This is a genomic window from Enterobacter cloacae complex sp. I2, assembly GCF_014896205.1.
Classification (GTDB): domain Bacteria; phylum Pseudomonadota; class Gammaproteobacteria; order Enterobacterales; family Enterobacteriaceae; genus Enterobacter; species Enterobacter quasihormaechei.
In genome coordinates this window covers 61,284-83,602 of the sequence record NZ_JADBRA010000002.1, presented here as the reverse complement: position 1 = coordinate 83,602, position 22,319 = coordinate 61,284, and the positions used below count along the sequence as shown (strand labels likewise).

Here is a 22,319-nt window from a genome sequence, read left to right as displayed (position 1 = left end):
CTACCGCTTGTCCTTTTGGTGGCTTCACTGACTCCTTCTACCTGAGGGGCAATATAGTAATCAACAGCGCATAAGAACGATATAGTAAAAGGCTGGATTTAAGAATTTGGAGCCAGGATTAAGGAAGCTTTTACTATTTCAGCGCGGCTTATTCCGAATAAAGAATTAAATGAAATGCGGAGGTTGTTAGCTATCGGGGCAATTAAGATTTTTCCTGTTAAAAGTCCTGGCCCGGTAGAGAGTATCGCCACCAGGCCGTTCTTATTAAAACGCCATCTTCACCGTAAACTGCACTTCACGCGGATCGCCAATCTGATTGCCCAGGTTGTTGGTCGCAATCGACGACGTGTAGTAGGTCTTATCAAACAGGTTCTTCACGTTCACCTGTAGCGTCACCGGATATTGCAGCTTTATTTTGTACGCCGCAAATGCATCCGCCACGAAATAGCCCGGCAGATAATAATCTGCACCGTTGGTTGCTGAACGACGGCTCACGCCGTGCCCGCCGCCGCCAATTGTCAGCGTATTCCCGGCAAACGCATTGTGAATATCGTACGTCAGGAACAGGGAGCCGGTATGGCGAGGCACGTTCGGCAGCGGTTTACCCGCGTAGTCCGGATCTTCCAGCACTTTCGCGTCGGTATAGCCATAGCTCGCGATAATGTTGGTGTTCTCCGTAAGCGATCCGGCGAGATCCACCTCCACGCCCTGCGAGCGCACGCGGCCTGCGGTTTTAGCCACGGTTTCGCCACCCACGCTCTCGGTATACAGCACGTTGCGCTTGTGAATATCAAACAGAGCGATATTAGCCGTAATTCCGTCAAACAGGTCGAACTTAGCGCCGATTTCATAGGCATTTGACGTCTCTGGTGGCAGGTTGCCGATGTAGCTCGCAATCGACGATTGCGGCATAAACGTCTGGGAATAGTTGGCAAATAAAGAGACCGCAGGCGTGAGCTTGTAAACCAGGCCCAGCTTCGGCGTCCACTGGTCGTCGCGGCTGTCGGTGTTCACGTTAAACGGACGGCCTTTGCCCGCGTACTGGGTGTAATACTGGTAGCGCAGACCGGCAACGGCAATCCATTTATCGGTCAGGTACAGCGCGTCCTGCGCATAGGCGGAGTAGCTCTCCTGCCTGATGGTCTGGTCGCTGTCGGAGGCTGAAACGGTGGTGCACTTGCCAATATCGCCATACGTCGGGTTGTAAATATTGAAACCTTTAACGTTCTTGCAGCGGATCATATCCGTGCGCAGCAGGTCGTAATTCTCATACGAGATGCCGGTCAGGATCTCATTGTAGAAGCCTGCGATATCCACGTTCCCCTGAAGATCCGCGCGGGTGGTGTGCATCCGCTGGGTCGATCCCTGCGTGGCATCCACGCGGCGAGTCAGGTTGCCGGTTTTTGAATCGTAGGCCATCACGCGCGCCTGGTTATCGCTGTATTTGTCCTGACTAAAGCTGTAGTCGAACTTCGCGGTCCACTGGCCGTTGAGGCGATATTCCGCGTTGAGCTGAGCGAGATCGGACTGCCCGTCAGTGACGTTAAACGGCTCGTCAAAGCGGGTTTTGCGATCCACGTTTACCGGCTGCTTAGTATTGAGATCGAAAATTGTCCCGCGATCGAACGGCGTCTTATAGTCGCGATGCGAATAGAGCACCGTCACGGTGGCATCATCGCCGAACCAGGTCAGCGACGGGGCGATAAAGGTGCTGCGCTCGGTGCCAAAATTGCGCCAGTAATCTTCATCCTGATATTCACCCGTCAGGCGATACGCCAGGCGCGTGCCTTCAACCGGGCCAGTGACATCGAACTGCCCGGTGCCGCCGCCAAAGCTCGAGGAGGTGGCTGATAGCGAGCCGCCAAAGTGGGTTTCCGGGCGTTTGGTCACCACGTTAATCAGCCCGCCGGGGTCGAGGATCCCGTACAGCGTTGAGGCTGGACCTTTCAGCACTTCCACGCGCTCGGTTGACGCGTTAAAGCTGCGTGGCAGCACGGTACGCAGGCCGTTGGTCATGATCGACCCGTCGCGGTTGGCGCCAAAACCGCGGCGCACAAAGGCATCCTGCGTGCCGCCCAGGGTGTTGGTCTGCACCACGTTGCTGACGTTATACAGCGCCTCGTCGAGCGTCGTCGCGTGTTGATCTTCCAGCACTTTGTCGCTAACCGTGTTCACCACCTGCGGGATGTCCAGCATCGGCATGTTGGTTAGCGTGGCGGTGGAGGTGTTCAGGGGCTGGTAGCCGCTGGTGGCGTCAAGAGTAGCATTCGGATCGGCGGTAACGGTCAGCGTGTCGCCGTCTTTTGCCGCTGCATGTACCAGGGGAGCCATAAACACCAGTGAAAAGAGCGCGCGCCCTTTTATCCCAGAGAATGAAGGTGTGAATTTAGCCATTAAATCTGTTATCCCGAAAAATCCGGCGAGTGAAGGCTCGCGGAGAAATGTGTGAGTCATTGCCCTTACGGTCTGTTCGTTAGCCTGAATGGCATCGAACTTGTAATTGAGAATCATTCAAACATGCGCAAATGTAGTAGTAAATGAAAAAAAGAAAAAATCGACTACAGCGAATTAGAGCAGCTATTAAGCGCAACCCTAAATATTTAAGTTACTAAAATAAAACAATAAATAGTTATTCCTGACTGTGGTGTGTTATGCATTCATCCCTGGTTTTTTTAGGGCTTTACATGGCTTGACTACTACACGGCGCAGCGGCAAACTTCTTAAAAGAGAATGAGTTTTATTTTTATTTATTTTTTACGTTGGCATTCACGTGGCTCACAACACGACAACCTCGGGTCTGGTTCTGAAGAACCTTTCGGCGGGTTACCAGAAAAAAATCATCGTTGATGATATCTCCCTCACGATCCCCCAGCAGAAAATAACCGTTCTGGTGGGGGCGAACGGCTGTGGAAAATCCACGCTGTTGAGCACCATCGCGCGTCTGCTCCAGCCGCTTGGCGGCAGCGCGGTGCTCGACGGCAAAGCCATCCAAGCGCAGCCCACCAAAGCGGTTGCCCGGCAGCTCGGCATCCTGCCGCAGTCTCCGCTGCTGCCGGAAGGGTTAACCGTATTTGAGCTGGTCTCGCGCGGGCGTTTTCCCTGGCAGAACCTTATGCGCCAGTGGAGCGAGGAAGATGAGCGGGCCGTGGAAGAGGCGTTATGTTTGACGGGCACGGCGGCGTTTGCCGATTTGCCCGTGGAAAGCCTGTCCGGCGGCCAGCGCCAGCGCTGCTGGATCGCAATGGCGCTGGCACAGCAAACGCCGTATATCCTGCTTGATGAGCCGACCACTTACCTCGATCTTCGCTATCAGGTAGAGATCCTCGAACTGCTGCATACGCTCACGCGCCGGCACGGACGCACGGTGGTAGTGGTACTGCACGATCTCAACTTCGCCGTAAACTACGGTGATTCGCTGGTCTTTTTACGTCAGGGGAAAGTCGAGGGCGTATTGCACGAAGGCGACACCTGCACGCCGGCGCTCATTAAATCGGTGTTTGATGTTGATGTGCATATGTCTGTTAATCCGCTGACCGGTAAACCCTTTTTTATGCCGTTTCGTCAGGCGGCCGACAAATCATGATGCGCACGTCTCTGGCTTTCATCCTGTTCACGTTGCTGCTGGGGGCAGGTGCGATTGCCCACCTGGGCATTGGCGCGCGCGTTATCGCTCCGCGAACGGTGGTGGAGGCATTTTTCCACTTCGATCCGCGCAATTTTGACCATAACGTGATCGTCAGGCTGCGCTTGATACGCCTGTGCGCCGCCATGGTGACGGGCGCCGCGCTCGGCGTCGCGGGCGTGCTGTTGCAGTCGGCGATCCGCAATCCGCTCGGTGAACCGCACATCCTGGGGCTAAATGCCGGGGCAGCGCTGGCGGTTGTGCTGACCAGCGCCCTCGGGCTTTCACTGCCGTTTGGGCGGCCGCTGATTGCCTGCGCAGGCGCCGCCGTGCTGTTTCTGCTGGTGCTGATGTTTTCCTCTTCCGGGCGTACCGGGCTCACACCGATGAAGGTCACGCTGTGCGGCGTGGCGATGTCGGCATTTGCCTCGTCGATTACCGCCACCGTGTTGATTCTGGATGAACAGACGCTGCTCGCCATGCGGACCTGGCTGGCGGGAGATTTGGCGGGGCTAAACGCAGACGCTATCCGCAGCGCTGCTGGGGTAGCAGCCGTGGGTTTTGCGCTGGCGCTCTGGCTGTCGCCAGCGATGAACATGCTGGCGCTGGGCGACAGAATGGCGCAGGGGCTTGGCGTGTCGCTCTTAAAAACCCGCCTGTTCGCGCTGCTGGCCATTGCCCTGCTGTGCGGCGCGGCCGTTTCCATTGCCGGGCCGATCGGGTTTATCGGGCTCGTGGTGCCGCAGCTCGTGCGTCGTCTGGTTTCGGTGGATCTGCGGGTGATGGTTCCGCTTTCGGCCCTGTGCGGGGCACTGGTTCTGCTGCTGGCGGATATCGCCGCCCGCACGCTGTTTACGCCCTATGAGCTGGCAACGGGCGTCATGACCGCCATGTTCGGCGCACCGATCTTTATCTTCATGGCCTCGAGGATGTTCAAATGAATCGGGCCGGGCTGCGTGCGTTACGCCTCGGGCCCCTCTCGGCGCTGGTTCGCCCGAGGGCGCTGTGGTATCTGACCGTTTTAACTCTTGCCGCTTTACTGCTGCTGAGTTTTGGCCTGACGCACGGCTCGCTGCCCATTCCTGCTTCCGCCATCGGACGTGCGCTGTTTTACCCTGAACGTCTGACGGCGGATGCGCATTACATTGTGATGGATATCCGCCTGCCGCGCCTGCTGATGGGGGTGCTGTGCGGGGCGATGCTTGGCATGGCGGGGGCAGCCATGCAGTCCATCACCCGTAATGGGCTCGCCGATCCCGGACTCATCGGCGTGAAAGAGGGCTGTAGCGCGGCGGTGCTGCTGCTGATTTTTCAGTTTCCGGCAGTGGGGCTGGCGTGGCGTCCGCTGGTCGGCATGGCGGGTGGGCTACTCACCGCGCTGCTGGTGGTGGCGCTGTCCTGCGATATCTCGCGTCCGCGATTCATCCTGATCGGCATAGGCGTGTCGTGGACGTTTGCCGCCGCGATGGGCGTCTTTATGACCACTGCCGACGTGCGCGACGTGCAGACCGCAATGCTGTGGCTGGCCGGAAGCCTGCATGCCGCTAACTGGACCCTGCTCGGCATGGCTGCGGCCTGGGCGCTGCCCGCGTTTGCCCTGCTGCTTTTTACCGGGCGCGCCGCGGACGTGGCCTTGCTCGGCAACCAGGCCGCAACGGGGCTCGGCGTGCGCACCTCACGTCTCGCGCTGCTGCGCGTGTTTGCGCCCGTGGTGCTGACGGCGGCCTGCGTCTCCTGCGTGGGGAGTATAGGTTTTGTCGGGCTGATTGCGCCGCATATGGCGCGCCTGCTGCTGCGCGGCGGGCAAACCGCATTGCTGACGGGAAGCGCCGTGCTGGGCGCGCTGCTGGTGCTGCTGGCGGATAACGTCGGGCGGCTGGCATTCCTCCCGTTGCAGCTGCCGGCGGGCATTGTCATTTCACTGATTGGCGGACCATTTTTCCTGCTGCTGCTCTGGCAACGACGGGACCGATTTTAGGAGTGTGTGATGCGCGTACTTTTCTCAATGCTGCTGCTGGTGGGCTTTGCTGTCGGAGCCGCAGAGCCAACGCAGACGTTTACTGACGACCTGAACCGCAAAGTGATGGTGCCGGTTAAGCCGAAACGAATTGTTTCCCTGCACGACCTGGATATTACCATTCCGCTGATCGAGCTTGGCGTACCGCCGGTTGCCAGTCATGGCCGTACCCGACCGGACGGCAGCCATTTTCTGCGTTCCAGCGGTATGCTGACGGGCATCGATTTTGATAATGCCGACATCAAATTCATCGGCACCGCGGATATCGATATCGAAGCCATCGCCGCCGCGAAGCCGGACCTGATCATCACTGAGCCAACCCGCAACACGCCGGTGGAACAGCTGGAAAAAATTGCCCCGACGGTGAGTATCGATCACCTGGACGGCGGCGCGCCGGAAATCTACCGCAAGCTGGCACAGCTGACCGGCACGCAGGCGAAGCTGAAGATTCTGGAGCGTCGCTACCAGGAGCAAATCAAGGCCCTGAAGGCGACCGTCGATACCCGCAAAATCACCGTCTCGGTGATTCAGGCTAACCAGGGAAAGATTAACGCCATGCACAGCTACCATTCACTTGGGCGCGTACTGCGCGATGCGGGATTTACGTTTCCGCCGTTGATCGAGAGCATCCCGGAGGGCGGGCGCATCGACGTCAGCGCCGAGCGCCTGCCGGAGCTGGATGCTGATTTCGTCTTTGCCACCTGGCGCGGTGATACCGGCGGTAAACCGCAGGACGAGCTGGCGGCGATGGACGCGGTGATGCCGGGCTGGTGCCAGTTTCTTAACGCCTGCCGGACCGGGCATTACGTGCTGATCTCCCGCGAGGAAGCGATCTCAAATTCGTTCGCCTCGCTAGGACTGATGGTCGCGCAGGTGCAGTCGCAGATAGCGGGCCGTCCGCTGCCGGAGGCCGCACGATGATTCGAAAAATAGATGTCTACGGCGACCGCTTTCGCTCGCGGGCGCACCAGCTGACACCGCGCCTGCTCCAGGTGGCGCGCTATATCAATGAAAACCGTGAAGCCGTTATGGAACAGACGGCCATGGAGATCGCCGCAGTGCTAAAAACCTCGGACGCTACCGTGGTGCGAGCCATTCAGGCGCTGGGGTTTGGCGGGCTACGGGATCTCAAGCAGACGCTTGAGCAGTGGTTTGGTCCGGTGGTCACCTCCAGCGAGAAGATGTCCACCACGGTGAATACGCTGACCAGTGACGTCAACGCGAGCATCGATTTTGTGCTGGAAGGGCATCAGCATACCTGTAATGTGTTGTCCGAACCGGGTAACCGTTACGCGATGGCGCAGGCCGTGTCGCTGCTGGCGCAGGCGAGACAGGTCGCTATTTTTGGTATTGGCGCATCCGGCATCCTGGCCGAGTATACCTCCCGCCTGTTTAGCCGCATCGGCCTGCCGGCGATCCCACTCAACCGCACCGGTATCGGTCTCGCCGAACAGCTGATAGCCTTACAGCGCGGTGATGTGCTGGTGATGATGGCGCAAAAATCCGCGCACCGGGAAGGGCTGACAACGCTGCGTGAAGCGAAGCGCCTGGGCATTCCCACCATATTGCTGACCAACGCCACTGACTCACGCTTTAGCAAAGAGGCCAGCGTGGTGATCCACGTCCCGCGCGGTGGCGAGAAGGGCAAAATCCCGCTGCACGGCACGGTGCTGCTGTGTCTGGAGATGATTATTTTGTCCGTCGCCTCCACCGAGCCGCAGCGCACCATCAGGTCTATGAAGCGCATCAACGAATTTCACCGAGGGTTAAAGCCGGGCAAGAAGAGCGGTTGATTTACACTCTCTCCGTGTGGGCTGGATGATAAGCCGTGAGCAGTCCCCTCGATCACACCGCACGATGGTTTTTCCGGTACTGCAACGGCGTCTCGCCAATCCCTTTTTTAAACGCGCTGATAAACCACGTCACGTCGGAAAAACCCGTCTGTGCGGCAATGTCACGCACGCTTGAATCAGTGTGGAGTAAACACTCACACGCCTTACGCAACCTTAGCGTATTCAGATAGTCATGAATTTTTTCGCCCGTTTCCGCATGGAATTTTCGCGATACGTAGCTGCGGGATTTCCCCAGCTCATTGGCCAGCGCGTCCAGGCGAAATTTCTCCTGGTAATGCTCGTCGAGCCAGAACATTACCCGGCTGGCGATCCCCTGGCTGTTGCCCGGCTCACCGTCGCGATCGGCGGGAAGCATCGCAAACAGCCCGATCAGCAGGCTGGCGATACTCTCGCTGTTCATCGGCGGTTTGTAGCAGCCAAACAGATGGTCGATATAGTGATGGCAGTGGGCTAAATCGGCGACCCACGCTTCGCCCCCGCGGCGTGACAGCCGCTCCAGCCGCTGCCGGCTCTGGGGAAAATCCCGCAGGATCTTCAGCACCGCGTGCTGGTCGAGGTGAATGATGGTGCGGCGGTAAATCGCCTCTGCCTGTTCGTCCACCATCACCTTATGCAGCGTAAAAGGCGGGAAGAAAAACAGCCTTCCGGGGCGCATGGTGTAGTGACGATTATCCACGATCGCTACGCCAAAGCCCTCTTCCACGTAGAGGATCTCCAGACACTGATGCCAGTGATGGTAGCGCACGGTATTGGCAAACAGGCGGCTGAACGAGGCCACGGTATCGTTCAGGGCGATCAGTTCCAGAAGGTCGGATGTCGGCGTGTCGCGCATAGTGCAATAAAACTCAACTTTTTCCCGTCCGACCGTCTTTATAAACCACCTTTTTAAATTTTCTCAACTGGAGGTTTATTCATCGTTCACGCCTGTGACACGGCTAACATTTCTGCCCCTTGCGGATTCACTATGCTTTGCCGCAGTTGATTACGAGGGCGAACCGATGTGGGCGGCAAACAAAGAAAAATCAAATCCGTTGTCTTCACGCCAGGATGTGGTGGCGTCGTTGAATGAGCTTTTACAAGCGCTGGACACGCAATTTCCGGCAAACCGTTCACGGTTCTCGCTGGGCGATACCTGCGCCCATTACACAACGGATATTGCGCAGATGGAGGGCCTTTCCCGCGCGCTGTGGGGGCTGTTTCCGCTGATGGCGTCCGGCGAAAGCACGCCGTTCAGCGAGAAGTACCTTACCGCCATCAAGATCGGTACCGACCCGCAAAGCACCGGTTACTGGGGCGAAACCGGCCCGTACGATCAGCGTCTGGTGGAGATGGCGGCCTACGGTCTGGGACTTGCTCTGCTGGGGGAGACGCTCACCGCGCGCTTTACCGGACGCGAGGTGATGAACCTGCACGCGTGGCTCAACCAAATCACCGATGCGCAGATGCCGGACAGCAACTGGAACTATTTTGCCATTATGGTTCAGCTCGGCTTTAAGCGCGCCGGGCTGCCGTACGACCAGGCCGCCATTGACCGTCGCTTTACGCTGATGGACGCCTACTACCTCGGCGACGGCTGGTATTCCGATGGCCCGGGCCGCCCGAAAGACTACTACATCTCCATGGCCTTCCACTTCTACGGCCTGATTTACGCCACCCTGAGCGGTGACGAGGCAAGGGCGGAGGTACTGCGCGAGCGCTCGCGCCTCTTCGCGGAAGACTTTATCTACTGGTCCGCCGCCGACGGCGCCTCGGTTCCGTTTGGCCGCAGCCTGACCTACCGCTTTGCGATGGTCGCCTTCTGGAGCTCGGTGGCCTTTTCCGGGCTGGACGTGTTCACGCCAGGCATCGTGAAGGGCATCGTGCTGCGGCATCTGCGCTGGTGGCAGCAGCAGCCGATTACCGACCGCGACGGCATTCTCACCCTCGGTTTTGCCTGCCCGAACCTGGCGATGTGCGAGGACTACAACTCCCCCGGTTCACCGTACTGGGCGCTGAAAACCTACCTGATCCTGGCGCTGCCGGAGACGCATCCGTTCTGGCAGGCCGACGAGCAGCCGCTACCCGCGCTGGCTGAGACGCGCGTGATCCCGCACGCGCAGCAGATCCTGATGCACTCGAAAGACTCTCAGCACGTCGTCATGCTCACCGCCGGCCAGCTGGAGCTGAACAACTACGTCAACACCGAAGCGAAATACACCAAATTTGCCTACTCCAGCCGCTTCGGCTTCACCATTGAGCGCGGGCGTTTTGGCCTGAAGCATGCGGCCTGCGATTCCATGCTGCTGCTGGCGGACGGAGACGACTATTTCCGCGGACGTCGCGAATGCGACGAGGTTCGGGTGGAGGAAAACTATATTTTTTCGCGCTGGTCGCCGTGGCGCGACGTGCACATAGAGACCTGGCAAATCCCGTTCGGGGAGTGGCACCTGCGCCTGCACCGTATCAACAGCGCACGTACCCTGCAAACCGTCGAGGGCGGCTTTGCGGTGCTGAAAACGGACCACCAGCTGCGCGAGCGGGGAAGTTACCTGACGGCAGAAAACGGCAGCAGCGCGATTGTCGATCTCTCGCCCGATATCACCCGCGCGCCGGGCAGCGTCGTCACCCCGCCCAACAGCAGCGTGATGTTTGCCGGGTGCGCCTCCATTCCGCTATTGCAAACCGAACTCCCGCCGGGGGAGAGCTGGCTCTGCTGCGCCGTCCTGGCCTGCGAAAAACCGATAGCTGCGGCGGTACCGCAGCTGAACATTACCCATCACCAGGTTGTGATCCACGAACCCGGAAGCGAACGTAAGCTGTCGTTCACACTATAAAAAATCTGGCCCTACACGTCGGCGAGGATGATATGAAAAGTACATCGACAACCAGCAGAACGGAATATTACAAAATCAGCAGCTTTATTTTTCTCTATTTCTTTACCTGGTCTGCCAGCATTGGCCTGCTGGCGATCTGGCTCGGCCAGAAAGCCAATCTTAGCGGGTCGGTGATTGGAACCGTCTTTGCGGTTAACGGGATCTTCTCCGTTATTCTCAAACCGATCTACGGCTATATTCTCGATAAGATCGGCATGAGCAAATACCTGCTCTATTTTGTGGTGATCATGTCGGCGCTAATGGCTCCGTTCTTTATTTATGTTTACCAGCCGCTGTTAATGTCCAACACCCTGCTGGGGATTATTATCGGCGCGCTCTATTTAAGCTTTGCCTGGTACGCGGGCGTGGCAGCGTGCGAATCTTATTCCGACCGCTTTAGCCGCCTGAACGGCATGGAGTTCGGGCAAATTCGCATGTGGGGCTCGCTCGGCTGGGCGGTGGCGTCGTCCTTCTCCGGCCTGCTGTTTAACCTCTCACCGGCGTACAATTTTATTCTCGGCAGCGTGGCGTCGGTGGTGATGCTGATCGTCCTGCTGAACCTGAAAGTGAACACTAACTCCGCTCACGCAGGGGAGGTGCTGACGAAAGAGAAAATCGCCCCGTCTGACGTTTACGCCCTGCTGCGAAACCGCAAATTCTGGGCCTTCTGCCTGTACGTGGCGGGCGTGGCGTGGATGATGTTTATCGCCGAGCAGCAGTTCTCGCGCTATTTCGTCACCTTCTTCGACGATATTCACGAGGGCAACGCGGTATTTGGCTACCTCGGTACGGTGCAGTCGGGCATGGAATTTGTCATGTATATGGTGGTCCCGCTGTTTGTGAATTTTATTGGCGCCAAGCGCGGGCTGTTAATTGTCGGGCTGATTGTCGGGGCGCGTCTGATTATTTCCGGCATGTGTGACTCTCACCTGTTAATTTCCGTGCTTAAGCCGCTGTACGGCCTGGAAATATGCCTGCTGCTGGTGTCGGTCTTTAAATATATCGCCGAGCATTTCGACAAGCGCGTCAATGCCACCATGTATTTACTTGGCTATCAGGCGATGCTGTACGTTGGCAACGTGGTGGTCTCTTCTCCTGCCGGCTATATGTACGACCGCATCGGCTTTGAGCACACCTATATCATCATGGGCGCTACGGCGCTGGCCTTTACCCTTATTTCTGCCTTTACGTTATCCGCCTGTCAGAGCAAGTGGCGCGGGGCCCGTGCGCTGAACGTAGCAGAAACGTCAACACGTTAATTACGCCGTCAAAGAAGGAACCGAAATATGTTAAGTCGTATCAAAGAGGAACGTCTGTCCGCTATCGCTGCGCCCGTTGATTCCAGCGCGTTCAGCGATGAGCTGAGTTCGGCCCGCGGCCACGTTCTCGACCTGATTAGCCGTCATTTAACGGCGTTCGGCGACAAATTCCCGGCGGAGACCTGTAAAGAGGGCTTTTATCCGCTGACCGAAAACGTGGAGTGGACCACCAGCTTCTGGACCGGCCAGCTGTGGCTGGCGTGGGAGATGAGCGGCGAGGAGAAATTTCGCGCGATGGCGGAAAAACACGTGCGCTCGTTTGGCCTGCGCATCGCCGGGCGCAACGACACCAACACCCACGATTTAGGCTTCCTGTACACGCTTTCTTGCGTGGCGGCCTGGCGACTGACCGGCAACCGCGAGGCGCGCGGCTTCTCGCTGCTGGCGGCGGAGGCGCTGCTGGAGCGCTTCCATGAGAAGGCGAAGATCATCCAGGCGTGGGGCGATCTCTCCGATCCCGATCAGGCCGGACGGATGATTATCGACTGCAACATGAACCTGCCGCTGCTCTACTGGGCAACCGAGCAGACGGGCGATCCGCGTTTTGCCGACGCGGCCAAAGCGCACGTCATGCAGGCGGCGACGTACCTTATTCGTGACGATGCGTCCACCTTCCACACCTACTATATGGATGTGTTAACCGGCGCGCCACGCTACGGCAACACGCAGCAGGGCTATGCCGACGACTCGTGCTGGTCGCGCGGGCAGGCGTGGGGGGTTTACGGCTTCCTGCTGAGCTATATCTATACCGGCGATGAAACGATGATTGCCCTGTCGAAACGGCTGGCGAACTACTTCCTCAACCGCCTGCCGGAGGATTACGTCTGCCACTGGGATCTGGCGCTGGTGGGCACCGACGCGCTGCGCGACTCGTCGTCGGCAGCAATTGCGGTGTGCGGGCTGCTGGAGCTGGTGAAGCATCTGCCGGTGACGGATCCGGACCGGGAGCGTTATCTGGAGTGGGCGAAAGGCATCATGTCGTCGCTGACGAAGCACTATCTGATGGGCAAAGACGAGAAGGGCAACGGGATCCTGAAGCACTCGGTATACCACCTGGCGAGCAACAAAGGCGTGGATGAGTGCGCAAGCTGGGGCGATTACTTCTACGTTGAGGCGCTGGTGCGCTTCACCCAGAGCTGGAAGCTGTACTGGTAACGGGCAGGGGGATCACCACCCAAGCACCTCTTTTATGGCGCGCCGGTAGGGCGTATCAAGCTGGGCAGGCACGCGGCAAATATAGTCCCGCGCATGGCTGCGGGTCTGTCCGCTGAGGCTGTCGAGATAGGCGATGGCCTCGTCCACGGCAGGAACCCTGCCTTCCTGCGACGCGCTTCTGGGGGGAAGCCCGGTCCAGATGAGCGCCTCAATTCCTCTCTCCCTCGCCCATGTCGAGATCACTCCCGCGTTGCGTCCGGTTATCAGCAGCGAGCCGATACCATCGCAACGATCGTCAGGAATGCCCTCCCGCTCGCGCAGGGCCTGAGAGGCCACGCTGAGCAAAGTGGCGTTCAGCCATACCCAAAGCACAGGCAGGGCGGGCGCGTTCATGCAGATGGCGGTCGCCAGTTCGCCGCCATCGCTTACGCGGCAGAACTCGACGGGCAGTGATGGCCCGTCGGTTTGCCACTCACCGGCTACCGGTAACGCGCCGCTTTTCCAGATTAACGAGCCCCAGCCAAGACAAGCGATTTTCATGCTGTTCCTCTGCGCGACGTGAACCAATATCCTCAGACGTTATGCCTTAGGAATACGCAGCGTCTGGCCGGGATAAATTTTATCCGGGCTGGAGAGCATCGGGCGGTTCGCCTCAAAGATCTTGTTGTACTGGTTGGCATCGCCGTACACGGTTTTAGAGATGGCGCTCAGGGTGTCGCCGGATTTCACCGTATAGTAGGTTGCTTCATCTTTAGCGTCCGTTGCGGTGATATTGTTCTCCACCTCGCTGACGCCCGCGATGTTGCCGACGGCGACCTGGATTTTTTCTTTCTGCTCCTGCGTCAGCCCGTCGCCCGTTACGCTGGCTTTGCCGTCGGTGACGTTAACCTGAACTTTATCGGAACCGGGAATGTTGAGTTTCTTGAGGTGCTCGGTGATTTTGTCGCTCTGACCCTTATGATCGGTCAGATTGTCCCACAGCTTTTCGCCTGCTTCTTTCACGAAGTTAAAAAGACCCATTCCATCCTCCTGTTAAACATGAAGTCAGAATAAGCATAGCAGTTGAGCGGTAAGGTGATAAAAAAAGCCCGGTGGCGTTAACGCTTACCGGGCCTGCGGGGGAAAGTTGTAGGCCGGGTAAACGCAGTGCCACCCGGCAAATTTCACGAAACTTAAACCCCTTGCTCCAGAATACGGATGTGGGTTTCAAGGACATCCCCTTTCACCGCATCGCTCCACGCTTTCATATGCGCGGTCTGCAAATGCGCTTCAAGGTGGGCGACGGTTTCCCACTGCTCCACCATGATGATGGAGTCTGGCGCGGTTGCCTGGAAGCTAGCGTCGGTAGCGGCATCCACCATCGGCGCGTAGCCGTGGCAGCCTTCTTCCTTCAGAACGGTCGGGATGATTTTCGCGAACTGATCCAGCACCGCCTGGCGGTGATGTTGGCCGGGACGCGTACGGATTTCAGCAATTACGGTAAGCATGGTTAACTCCTTCTAATTCCAGGCTAACAGTTAAGCAAAAATTTCCGCGAGATGCTTGCGATATTCTGCGATATAGCGCGGGACGTCCGGCATTTTAATCACGTCGTTGACGATAAAGGTCGGCAGCGGCGTCATGCCAAGGAACTGATTAGCCTTGTGGAACGGCAGATACGCGCCGTCTACGCCCACGCCTTCAAAGAACTGATCGTTCTCGGTGAACGCTTCAAGAGGCGCGTTCCAGGTCAGGGAGAGCATATATTTTTTGCCCTGAATCAGGCCGCCGGAACCGTATTTTTTAGACGCATCTGAACGGGTACGACCGTCGCTGGCATACAGCGAACCGTGACCTTCGGTGAACACGTCGTCCATGTATTTTTTCACGGTCCACGGTGCGCCCATCCACCAGCCCGGCATCTGCCAGATCACCACGTCGGCCCACAGGAAGTTCTGCACTTCGGCCTTCACGTCATAATCGCTGTCCGCGCGCACGACCTTAACATCATGTCCGGCGTCGCGCAGGAAACCATCCGCGACCTCGGTCAGGGTGTCATTCAGCTGGCCTTTAGAGTGCGCAAATTCTTTTGCGCCGTTGATAATCAGAATGTTGCTCATTATTTGTCCTCGATGCTGAGAGTATGCCGGGTATTCTACGCGCGAGGACGGAGCGGAAAAATAAGCAAAATGTGCAAAGTCTTTTGCGCTAAGCGCAATAATCTTACCAGCTGACGGTTACCGCAAAGCCCCCTTGGGGCGCATTGTCCAGCGAGACGCGCATCCCGTGTAACGTTGCGATACGCTTCACGATAGACAACCCCAGGCCGCTGCCGGTGGCGTCCTGCCCGGGTGGACGATAAAAACGCTCGCCGATGCGTGCCAGCGCTTCAGGAGAAATGCCCGGTCCGTTATCGCGCACGGTAAAGCTTTGGGTATTCAGCGTCACGTCCACCACGCTGCCGCGCGGGCTGTAACGAACGGCATTGTCCAGCAGGTTACGCGCCAGCAGGCTCAGCAGCAGCGGCTGCCCATGACGCATCACCTCGGGCGCATTAACGTTGAGCCGAACATCAATGCCCGCCTGCTGCGCCGGATGCCAGATGTCCAGCACCGCGGATTGCAGCAAATCAGCCATCGCCACGGGTTCGATGTCATCAAGGTTATCCAGTGAATCCAGGCGCGACAGGGTAAGAAGCTGGTCCACCAGCCGGGAGGCGCGGTCGATGCCCGCATGCAGTTGCCCCAGCGCTTTAGACTGCGCCTCGGGATCGTCGTGGGAAAGCTGCGCCACGTCGGTTTGCACCTTCAGCGCGGCCAGCGGGCTGCGCAGCTCGTGGGCGGCGTCCGAGGTGAAGCGGCGCTCGCGGGCCATCATCTCCTGCGTACGGGCAAAAAGATGGTTAAGCGCATCAAGCAGGGGACGAACCTCCGTCGGCACGCCGTGGGTGGGCAGCGTATCGGTCGCATCCGGCGAGCGCGAGCGCAGGGTCTGCGCCAGGTTTTTCAACGGCTTCAGTTCCCGGCTCAGCAGGACAATCAGCAACAGCAGCATCACGGGCAGCGCCACCAGCCACGGCGTCAGCTGCGAACTGACCACGTCCAGCGCCATATCCTGTCGGTACTCCCACTCCTGACCGACCACCACGCGGTATTTCCCGTCCGGGGAGGTTAGCCACAGGAAACGCCATTCGTCGCTGTCATCCTGCAACCGACCGTCTTCAAACCCGTCCCGGCGGTAGTGATAGGGGATGTCGCGCCCGTTCTCGCCGTCGTTAAGCACCATGCTACCGCCGGCGGTGAAGATCGCGAAGGCCAGCGCGTCGTCGTCAAGATGGCCGTGTTTCGCTTTTTTCGGCACCTCGCGCATACGCTCCGGCGCGCGGAGTTCGTCCACGTCCATCGTCAGCAGCCGTTTGGCAAACAGCATCTGCTGGGTATCGAACAGTTTATCGAGCTTGTCGGTTGTCTGGTGCCAGGCGACCACGCTTGCGGCAAACCAGGCCGCCAGGGAAAGCAGCAAAAAGAGCAGCGTCAGGCGCAGCTTCAGGCTCAGGCGTTGGGTCAGTTTCATGCGTCACCCAGGGTATAACCGATGCCGTGCACGGTGCGGATAAATTCGCTGCCGAGCTTGCGGCGTAAATGATGTACATGGACTTCGACGGCGTTGCTGGAGACGTCATCATCCCAGTTGTAGAGTTTCTCTTCGATGGCCTTGCGCGGCAGCACGCGGCCCGCGTTGCGCATCAGCAGTTCCAGCAGGGCGAACTCTTTTGGTTTAAGCACCAGCGTTTCGCCGTCCAGCGTGGCGACAAGGCTTGTCGGGTCGAACGTGACCTTGCCGTGACGCAGCTCGCTGCGCGCCTGCCCGTGGCTGCGGCGCACCAGCGCTTCGAGGCGGGCTGCCACTTCAATCAGCGCGAACGGTTTACACAGGTAATCATCCGCCCCCAGGCGTAAGCCTTCCACGCGCTGGTTCAGCGCATCCCGCGCCGTCAGGATCAGCACCGGCTCGCTCTTACCGCTTTCGCGCCAGGCGCGCAGGATCTCAAGGCCGTCCATTTCCGGCAGCGTCAGGTCCAGCACCACGGCATCGTACGGCGCGGTGTACAGGGCCGCCTGACCGGTTTTACCGTCGGTAAACCAGTCCACGTTAAAGCCCATTTTGCTTAAGCCCGCTTTGATGCCATCGCCGATAAGCTTGTCGTCTTCTACCAGTAAAATGCGCATTGTCCCTCCTTGATGCCGTCAGTAAACCTTCTGCACGCGCATGCTGTACAGTAAAAATAAATAAATTTTCCCCTTAAGAAGTTGTTAAGGTTTACCCTGTTTAATGGATTGTGAAACGACATTAAAGGGAGAGATTAAGATGAAAAAATACGCTGCAATTGCTGCCATCATGATGATGACCACTGCCCCTGTTTTTGCTGCACAGGGCGGCTTCACGGGCCCATCTGCAACACAGACCCAGACGCAAACCCAGCAGGGCGGCTTTGTCGATAACAACGCCAACCTCACCACCGCGGCTAAAGTGAAAGACATGAAGGACGACAGCTGGGTGAAGCTGCGCGGTAATATCACCGAGCGCCTGTCCGATGACCGTTACACCTTCCGCGACGAAAGCGGCACGGTGGTGGTTGAGATCGACCACAAGCGCTGGAACGGCGTGACGGTGACGCCACAGGATAAAGTCGAGCTTCAGGGGAAAATCGATAAAGACTGGAACGAGTTTGAAATCGACGTGAAGCAGGTTATCAAGCTGAACAAATAACCCGGAGAGGGCCGCATGAGCGGCCCTTTTTCTTTGTGACTCAACTCGCCAGATGAGGTAGTATCTGCGGCAATATTGCCTGAAACCCATCGGTTTCTGAGTTGAGGAATCACACGTAATGAGCGATATGGCAGAGCGCCTCGCGCTACATGAATTCACGGAAAACGCCTACCTGAACTACTCCATGTACGTCATCATGGACAGGGCGTTGCCGTTTATCGGGGATGGCCTGAAGCCCGTTCAGCGCCGCATCGTCTATGCGATGTCCGAACTGGGGCTGAATGCTACCGCCAAGTTCAAGAAATCCGCCCGTACCGTTGGTGACGTGCTGGGTAAATACCATCCGCACGGCGACAGCGCCTGCTATGAAGCGATGGTGCTGATGGCCCAGCCGTTCTCTTATCGCTATCCGCTGGTGGATGGCCAGGGGAACTGGGGGGCACCGGACGATCCGAAATCCTTCGCGGCGATGCGTTACACCGAATCCCGTCTGTCTAAATATGCCGAAGTGCTGCTGGGCGAGCTGGGGCAGGGCACGGTTGACTGGGTGCCAAACTTCGACGGTACGATGCAGGAGCCGAAAATGCTGCCTGCCCGCCTGCCGAACATCCTGCTGAACGGCACCACCGGTATCGCCGTGGGTATGGCGACGGACATTCCGCCGCACAACCTGCGTGAAGTGGCGAAAGCCGCCATCACCCTGATTGAGCAGCCGAAAACCTCGCTGGACGATCTGCTGGATATCGTGCAGGGGCCGGATTATCCGACCGAAGCCGAGATCATCACCTCGCGTGCTGAAATTCGCAAAATCTACCAGAACGGTCGCGGCTCCGTGCGCATGCGCGCGGTATGGACCAAAGAGGATGGCGCGGTGGTGATCACCGCGCTGCCGCACCAGGTTTCCGGGGCCAAAGTGCTGGAGCAGATCGCCACCCAGATGCGCAATAAAAAGCTGCCGATGGTGGACGACCTGCGCGACGAATCGGATCACGAAAACCCGACCCGTCTGGTGATTGTGCCGCGCTCTAACCGCGTGGACATGGAGCAGGTGATGAACCACCTGTTCGCCACTACCGATCTGGAAAAAAGCTATCGCATCAACCTGAACATGATTGGTCTGGACGGTCGTCCGGCAGTCAAAAACCTGCTGGAGATCCTCACCGAATGGCTGGCCTTCCGCCGCGATACGGTGCGCCGTCGTCTGAACCATCGTCTGGAAAAAGTGCTTAAGCGCCTGCATATTCTTGAAGGTTTGCTGGTGGCGTTCCTCAACATTGACGACGTGATCGAAATCATTCGTACCGAGGACGAACCTAAGCCCGCCCTGATGTCGCGCTTTGGCATCAGTGAAACCCAGGCCGAAGCAATTCTCGAACTGAAGCTGCGCCATCTCGCTAAGCTGGAAGAGATGAAGATCCGCGGCGAGCAGGACGAGCTGGAAAAAGAGCGCGATCAGCTTCAGGCGATTCTGGCGTCCGAGCGCAAGATGAACACCCTGCTGAAGAAAGAGTTGCAGGCCGACGCCGACGCCTTTGGCGATGACCGTCGTTCTCCGCTGCACGAGCGCGAAGAAGCGAAGGCGATGAACGAGCACGACATGCTGCCGTCCGAGCCGGTAACTATCGTGCTGTCCCAGAGCGGTTGGGTGCGTAGCGCCAAAGGCCACGATATCGACGCGCCGGGCCTGAGCTACAAGTCCGGCGACAGCTTTAAGGCGGCGGTGAAAGGCAAGAGCAACCAGCCGGTGGCGTTTATCGACTCCACGGGCCGCAGCTACGCCATTGACCCGATCACCCTGCCGTCCGCGCGCGGGCAGGGCGAGCCGCTGACCGGCAAGCTTACGCTGCCGCCGGGCGCCACGGTTGACCATATGCTGATGGAAGCCGACGACCAGAAGCTGCTGATGGCCTCCGATGCGGGCTACGGCTTTATCTGTACCTTTAACGATCTGGTGTCGCGTAACCGTGCCGGTAAAGCGCTGATCAGCCTGCCGGATAACGCACACGTGATGCCGCCGCTGATCATCGAGAACGAAAGCGACATGCTGCTGGCGATCACCTCTGCCGGACGTATGCTCATGTTCCCGGTCAGCGATCTGCCGGAGCTGTCGAAAGGGAAGGGCAACAAGATCATCAGTATCCCGTCAGCGGAAGCGGCAAAAGGCGAAGATGGCCTGGCGCATCTCTTCCTGCTGCCGCCGCAGAGCACGCTGACCATTCACGTCGGCAAACGTAAGATCAAACTGCGTCCGGAAGAGTTGCAGAAGGTGGTGGGTGAGCGCGGACGTCGCGGCTCACTGATGCGCGGCCTCCAGCGAATCGACCGCGTGGAGATCGACTCGCCGGTGCGCAGCAAAGCGGACGACAGCGAAGAGTAACCTGTTTCATCCCCCTCTGTCCGGAGGGGGTATTACCGTAAAATTTCCCGTAAAAACGTTGTTAATTCGTGCGTTGCGATTAACAATACGCGCTCGTAATAAAGTCCTTACCTGGCCACAGGTGAAGTATAATTGTCAGCTGTCAGGGCTTCAGAGGTCGCTATGCTATACATTGTTCGTCTCATTCTTACCGTTATTTACTGCATTCTGGTCTGTATTTTCGGATCGATTTACTGCCTGTTCAGCCCGCGTAACCCAAAGCATGTCGCGACGTTTGGCCACATGTTTGGCCGTCTTGCGCCGCTGTTTGGCCTGAAGGTTGAGAAGCGTCTGCCTGAAGGGGCGGAGAATTTCGGTAACGCCATCTATATCGCTAACCATCAGAACAACTTCGATATGGTGACGGCCTCAAATATTGTTCTTCCGCCGACCGTAACCGTGGGTAAAAAGAGCCTGCTGTGGATCCCGTTTTTCGGCCAGCTGTACTGGCTCACCGGTAACTTGCTGATTGACCGTAACAACCGCGCCAAGGCGCATGGCACCATTGCGGAAGTGGTGGATCAGTTTAAAAAGCGCCGGATCTCAATCTGGATGTTCCCGGAAGGGACGCGCAGCCGCGGTCGCGGCCTGCTGCCGTTCAAGACCGGCGCGTTTCATGCTGCAATTGCGGCAGGTGTTCCAATTATTCCCGTGTGTGTTTCCAATACATCGAATAAGATTAATCTTAACCGTCTGAATAACGGACTGGTGATTGTCGAAATGCTGCCGCCGGTGGATACCTCCAAATACGGTAAAGACCAGGTGCGCGAGCTGGCCACGCACTGTCGTGAGCTGATGGCTCAGCATATTGCGCAGCTCGATAAAGAAGTTGCAGAGCGAGAAGCCGCCGGTAAGATTTAACCGGCGTCGTTTAAGGGAAAACGAATTCCCGCGTTGTTAGTCGTTTCAGATGGAGCTTATATGTCACTCAGTCGGCGTCAGTTTATTCAGGCTTCGGGTATCGCCCTTTGTGCGGGTGCGATGCCGCGGACAGCCAGCGCCGCCGGGCAGCAACAGCCGCTGCCCATTCCGCCGTTGATTGAATCCCGTCGCGGGCAGCCGCTATTCCTCACGCTTCAGCGTAGCCACTGGTCCTTTACCCAGGGAACGCGCGCGCAGGTATGGGGCATTAACGGACGCTACCTTGGGCCGACTATTCGCGTGTGGAATGGCGATGACGTTAAGCTCATCTACAGTAACCGGACGACTGAAAATGTCGCGATGACCGTCAGTGGATTGCAGGTGCCGGGGCCGCTGATTGGCGGCGCGGCGCGCATGATGTCGCCGAATGCCGACTGGGCGCCCGTGCTCCCGATTCGTCAGAGCGCGGCGACACTGTGGTATCACGCCAATACCCCAAACCGCACCGCCCAGCAGGTCTACAACGGCCTGGCCGGGATGTGGCTGATTGAGGATGAGGTCAGTAAAACGCTGCCGATCCCAAATCACTACGGCGTGGACGATTTCCCGGTCATCATCCAGGACAAGCGCCTGGATAACTTTGGCACGCCGGAGTACAGCGAGCCGGGCAGCGGTGGCTTTGTGGGCGATACGCTGCTGGTTAACGGCGCGCAAAGCCCGTTTGTGGAAGTGTCACGTGGCTGGGTGCGCCTGCGTCTGCTGAACGCCTCCAACTCGCGCCGTTACCAGTTGCAGATGAGCGACGGCCGTGCGCTGCATGTTATTTCAGGCGATCAGGGATTATTACCCGCGCCGGTATCGGTGAAACAGCTGGCGCTGGCGCCGGGCGAACGGCGTGAAATCCTCGTTGATATGACCAACGGAGATGAAGTGTCCGTGACCTGCGGCGAAGCGGCAAGCATTGTTGACCGCATACGCGGGTTCTTTGAGCCGTCGAGCGTTCTGGTCTCCACGCTGGTGCTGACGCTGCGCCCGACCGGCCTGCTGCCGCTGGTGACCGACAGCCTGCCGATGCGCCTGCTGCCGCAGGAGATCGTGACCGGGCCGGCAGTGCGCAGTCGCGATATCAGCCTGGGCGATGACCCGGGCATCAACGGCGCGCTGTGGGACGTTAACCGCATTGATATCACCGCCCAGCAGGGAACCTGGGAGCGCTGGACCGTCCGCTCGGAGATGCCGCAGTCTTTCCATATTGAAGGGGTGTCGTTCCTGATCCGCAACGTCAACGGGGCGATGCCGTTCCCGGAAGACAGAGGCTGGAAAGATACCGTCTGGGTGGATGGACAGGTAGAACTGCTGGTCTACTATGGTCAACCGTCGTGGCCGCACTTCCCGTTCCTGTTCCACAGCCAGACGCTGGAGATGATGGACAGGGGCTCGGTAGGGCAGATGCTGGTCAATCCGGCGCCGTAAAA

Annotated in this window: 20 protein-coding genes; 12 read left to right on the top strand and 8 right to left on the bottom strand. The window is 58.2% G+C overall.

All coding sequences use genetic code 11. The features are described from left to right. Positions 1–264: 264 nt before the first annotated feature. Positions 265–2,394 (bottom strand): TonB-dependent siderophore receptor, encoded by a 2,130-nt coding sequence (locus IM300_RS02555; RefSeq protein WP_193035181.1) that lies wholly within the window; start codon positions 2,392–2,394, stop codon positions 265–267. A 376-nt stretch (positions 2,395–2,770) separates the two neighbouring features. Here IM300_RS02555 and IM300_RS02550 point away from each other — a divergent pair, with 376 nt between their 5' ends. From IM300_RS02550 to IM300_RS02530, 5 genes are read left to right on the top strand one after another with little or no spacing between them, the layout of a single operon-like run. After that, positions 2,771–3,583: an ABC transporter ATP-binding protein gene (locus tag IM300_RS02550; RefSeq protein WP_193035179.1), complete on the top strand. Its 813-nt coding sequence runs from the start codon at positions 2,771–2,773 to the stop codon at positions 3,581–3,583. Then, the gene (locus IM300_RS02545; protein ID WP_193035177.1) at positions 3,580–4,563 is read left to right on the top strand and encodes an iron ABC transporter permease; all 984 of its coding nucleotides are present in this window, start codon (positions 3,580–3,582) and stop codon (positions 4,561–4,563) included. The genes IM300_RS02550 and IM300_RS02545 overlap by 4 nt, the downstream gene beginning before the upstream one ends. Beyond that, the gene (locus tag IM300_RS02540; protein WP_193035175.1) at positions 4,560–5,600 is read left to right on the top strand and encodes an iron ABC transporter permease; all 1,041 of its coding nucleotides are present in this window, start codon (positions 4,560–4,562) and stop codon (positions 5,598–5,600) included. The genes IM300_RS02545 and IM300_RS02540 overlap by 4 nt, the downstream gene beginning before the upstream one ends. 9 nt (positions 5,601–5,609) lie before the next feature. Then, positions 5,610–6,560 carry an iron-siderophore ABC transporter substrate-binding protein gene (locus IM300_RS02535; protein WP_193035173.1) on the top strand — a complete coding sequence of 317 codons (951 nt, stop codon included), beginning with the start codon at positions 5,610–5,612 and terminating at the stop codon, positions 6,558–6,560. Then, entirely contained in the window at positions 6,557–7,432 is an 876-nt protein-coding gene (locus IM300_RS02530; protein ID WP_063451166.1) for a MurR/RpiR family transcriptional regulator, read from the top strand. The genes IM300_RS02535 and IM300_RS02530 overlap by 4 nt, the downstream gene beginning before the upstream one ends. A gap of 52 nt (positions 7,433–7,484) precedes the next feature. Here the strand turns inward: IM300_RS02530 and IM300_RS02525 are convergent, their stop codons facing one another. After that, positions 7,485–8,324, bottom strand: a complete 840-nt coding sequence (locus tag IM300_RS02525; protein WP_063867740.1) for an AraC family transcriptional regulator — start codon at positions 8,322–8,324, stop codon at positions 7,485–7,487. Between the two features lie 166 nt (positions 8,325–8,490). Here IM300_RS02525 and IM300_RS02520 point away from each other — a divergent pair, with 166 nt between their 5' ends. From IM300_RS02520 to IM300_RS02510, 3 genes are read left to right on the top strand one after another with little or no spacing between them, the layout of a single operon-like run. After that, complete coding sequence (locus IM300_RS02520; protein WP_193035171.1) at positions 8,491–10,305, top strand: DUF2264 domain-containing protein; 1,815 nt, start codon at positions 8,491–8,493, stop codon at positions 10,303–10,305. Between the two features lie 32 nt (positions 10,306–10,337). Next, positions 10,338–11,603 carry an oligosaccharide MFS transporter gene (locus IM300_RS02515; protein WP_112792129.1) on the top strand — a complete coding sequence of 422 codons (1,266 nt, stop codon included), beginning with the start codon at positions 10,338–10,340 and terminating at the stop codon, positions 11,601–11,603. A gap of 27 nt (positions 11,604–11,630) precedes the next feature. Next, complete coding sequence (locus IM300_RS02510) at positions 11,631–12,818, top strand: glycoside hydrolase family 88 protein (protein ID WP_193035169.1); 1,188 nt, start codon at positions 11,631–11,633, stop codon at positions 12,816–12,818. Between the two features lie 12 nt (positions 12,819–12,830). Here IM300_RS02510 and IM300_RS02505 read toward each other — a convergent pair whose 3' ends face one another. The 6 genes from IM300_RS02505 to qseB all read right to left on the bottom strand — a co-directional run bounded on the left by IM300_RS02505 (position 12,831) and on the right by qseB (position 17,026). Continuing rightward, a complete protein-coding gene (locus IM300_RS02505) occupies positions 12,831–13,358 on the bottom strand; it encodes a hypothetical protein (protein WP_193035167.1) in 528 nt (175 codons plus the stop codon). Positions 13,359–13,397: 39 nt separating this feature from the next. Then, on the bottom strand, positions 13,398–13,838 hold the full coding sequence (gene lysM / locus IM300_RS02500) for a peptidoglycan-binding protein LysM (RefSeq protein WP_003862507.1): 441 nt from the start codon (positions 13,836–13,838) through the stop codon (positions 13,398–13,400). Between the two features lie 152 nt (positions 13,839–13,990). Next, on the bottom strand, positions 13,991–14,305 hold the full coding sequence (locus tag IM300_RS02495; RefSeq protein ID WP_008502984.1) for a putative quinol monooxygenase: 315 nt from the start codon (positions 14,303–14,305) through the stop codon (positions 13,991–13,993). 30 nt (positions 14,306–14,335) lie between these two features. Further along, the gene (locus tag IM300_RS02490) at positions 14,336–14,917 is read right to left on the bottom strand and encodes an NAD(P)H-dependent oxidoreductase (protein ID WP_063451173.1); all 582 of its coding nucleotides are present in this window, start codon (positions 14,915–14,917) and stop codon (positions 14,336–14,338) included. A 103-nt stretch (positions 14,918–15,020) separates the two neighbouring features. Next, entirely contained in the window at positions 15,021–16,370 is a 1,350-nt protein-coding gene (gene qseC, locus IM300_RS02485) for a quorum sensing histidine kinase QseC (RefSeq protein WP_193035165.1), read from the bottom strand. Continuing rightward, on the bottom strand, positions 16,367–17,026 hold the full coding sequence (qseB, locus tag IM300_RS02480) for a quorum sensing response regulator transcription factor QseB (RefSeq protein WP_193035163.1): 660 nt from the start codon (positions 17,024–17,026) through the stop codon (positions 16,367–16,369). The genes qseC and qseB overlap by 4 nt, the downstream gene beginning before the upstream one ends. 139 nt (positions 17,027–17,165) lie before the next feature. Between qseB and IM300_RS02475 the strand changes: the two genes are divergently transcribed. The 4 genes from IM300_RS02475 (at position 17,166) to ftsP (ending at position 22,317) form a co-directional block, all read left to right on the top strand. Next, positions 17,166–17,567, top strand: coding sequence for a YgiW/YdeI family stress tolerance OB fold protein (locus tag IM300_RS02475; RefSeq protein WP_063867755.1), 402 nt, complete (start codon positions 17,166–17,168; stop codon positions 17,565–17,567). Between the two features lie 118 nt (positions 17,568–17,685). Next, entirely contained in the window at positions 17,686–19,944 is a 2,259-nt protein-coding gene (gene parC / locus IM300_RS02470; protein WP_063867757.1) for a DNA topoisomerase IV subunit A, read from the top strand. Between the two features lie 162 nt (positions 19,945–20,106). Continuing rightward, positions 20,107–20,844, top strand: coding sequence for a 1-acylglycerol-3-phosphate O-acyltransferase (plsC, locus tag IM300_RS02465; protein ID WP_063451180.1), 738 nt, complete (start codon positions 20,107–20,109; stop codon positions 20,842–20,844). Positions 20,845–20,904: 60 nt separating this feature from the next. After that, positions 20,905–22,317 (top strand): cell division protein FtsP, encoded by a 1,413-nt coding sequence (gene ftsP / locus IM300_RS02460; RefSeq protein ID WP_063867761.1) that lies wholly within the window; start codon positions 20,905–20,907, stop codon positions 22,315–22,317. Positions 22,318–22,319 lie beyond the last annotated feature (2 nt).

Coding starts and splice junctions, on each gene's coding strand:
- IM300_RS02555 (WP_193035181.1), bottom strand. CDS start 2,394: ATGGCTAAATTCACACCTTCATTCTCTGGGATAAAAGGGCGCGCGCTC.
- IM300_RS02545 (WP_193035177.1), top strand. CDS start 3,580: ATGATGCGCACGTCTCTGGCTTTCATCCTGTTCACGTTGCTGCTGGGG.
- IM300_RS02540 (WP_193035175.1), top strand. CDS start 4,560: ATGAATCGGGCCGGGCTGCGTGCGTTACGCCTCGGGCCCCTCTCGGCG.
- IM300_RS02535 (WP_193035173.1), top strand. CDS start 5,610: ATGCGCGTACTTTTCTCAATGCTGCTGCTGGTGGGCTTTGCTGTCGGA.
- IM300_RS02530 (WP_063451166.1), top strand. CDS start 6,557: ATGATTCGAAAAATAGATGTCTACGGCGACCGCTTTCGCTCGCGGGCG.
- IM300_RS02525 (WP_063867740.1), bottom strand. CDS start 8,324: ATGCGCGACACGCCGACATCCGACCTTCTGGAACTGATCGCCCTGAAC.
- IM300_RS02520 (WP_193035171.1), top strand. CDS start 8,491: ATGTGGGCGGCAAACAAAGAAAAATCAAATCCGTTGTCTTCACGCCAG.
- IM300_RS02515 (WP_112792129.1), top strand. CDS start 10,338: ATGAAAAGTACATCGACAACCAGCAGAACGGAATATTACAAAATCAGC.
- IM300_RS02510 (WP_193035169.1), top strand. CDS start 11,631: ATGTTAAGTCGTATCAAAGAGGAACGTCTGTCCGCTATCGCTGCGCCC.
- IM300_RS02505 (WP_193035167.1), bottom strand. CDS start 13,358: ATGAAAATCGCTTGTCTTGGCTGGGGCTCGTTAATCTGGAAAAGCGGC.
- lysM (WP_003862507.1), bottom strand. CDS start 13,838: ATGGGTCTTTTTAACTTCGTGAAAGAAGCAGGCGAAAAGCTGTGGGAC.
- IM300_RS02495 (WP_008502984.1), bottom strand. CDS start 14,305: ATGCTTACCGTAATTGCTGAAATCCGTACGCGTCCCGGCCAACATCAC.
- IM300_RS02490 (WP_063451173.1), bottom strand. CDS start 14,917: ATGAGCAACATTCTGATTATCAACGGCGCAAAAGAATTTGCGCACTCT.
- qseC (WP_193035165.1), bottom strand. CDS start 16,370: ATGAAACTGACCCAACGCCTGAGCCTGAAGCTGCGCCTGACGCTGCTC.
- qseB (WP_193035163.1), bottom strand. CDS start 17,026: ATGCGCATTTTACTGGTAGAAGACGACAAGCTTATCGGCGATGGCATC.
- IM300_RS02475 (WP_063867755.1), top strand. CDS start 17,166: ATGAAAAAATACGCTGCAATTGCTGCCATCATGATGATGACCACTGCC.
- parC (WP_063867757.1), top strand. CDS start 17,686: ATGAGCGATATGGCAGAGCGCCTCGCGCTACATGAATTCACGGAAAAC.
- plsC (WP_063451180.1), top strand. CDS start 20,107: ATGCTATACATTGTTCGTCTCATTCTTACCGTTATTTACTGCATTCTG.
- ftsP (WP_063867761.1), top strand. CDS start 20,905: ATGTCACTCAGTCGGCGTCAGTTTATTCAGGCTTCGGGTATCGCCCTT.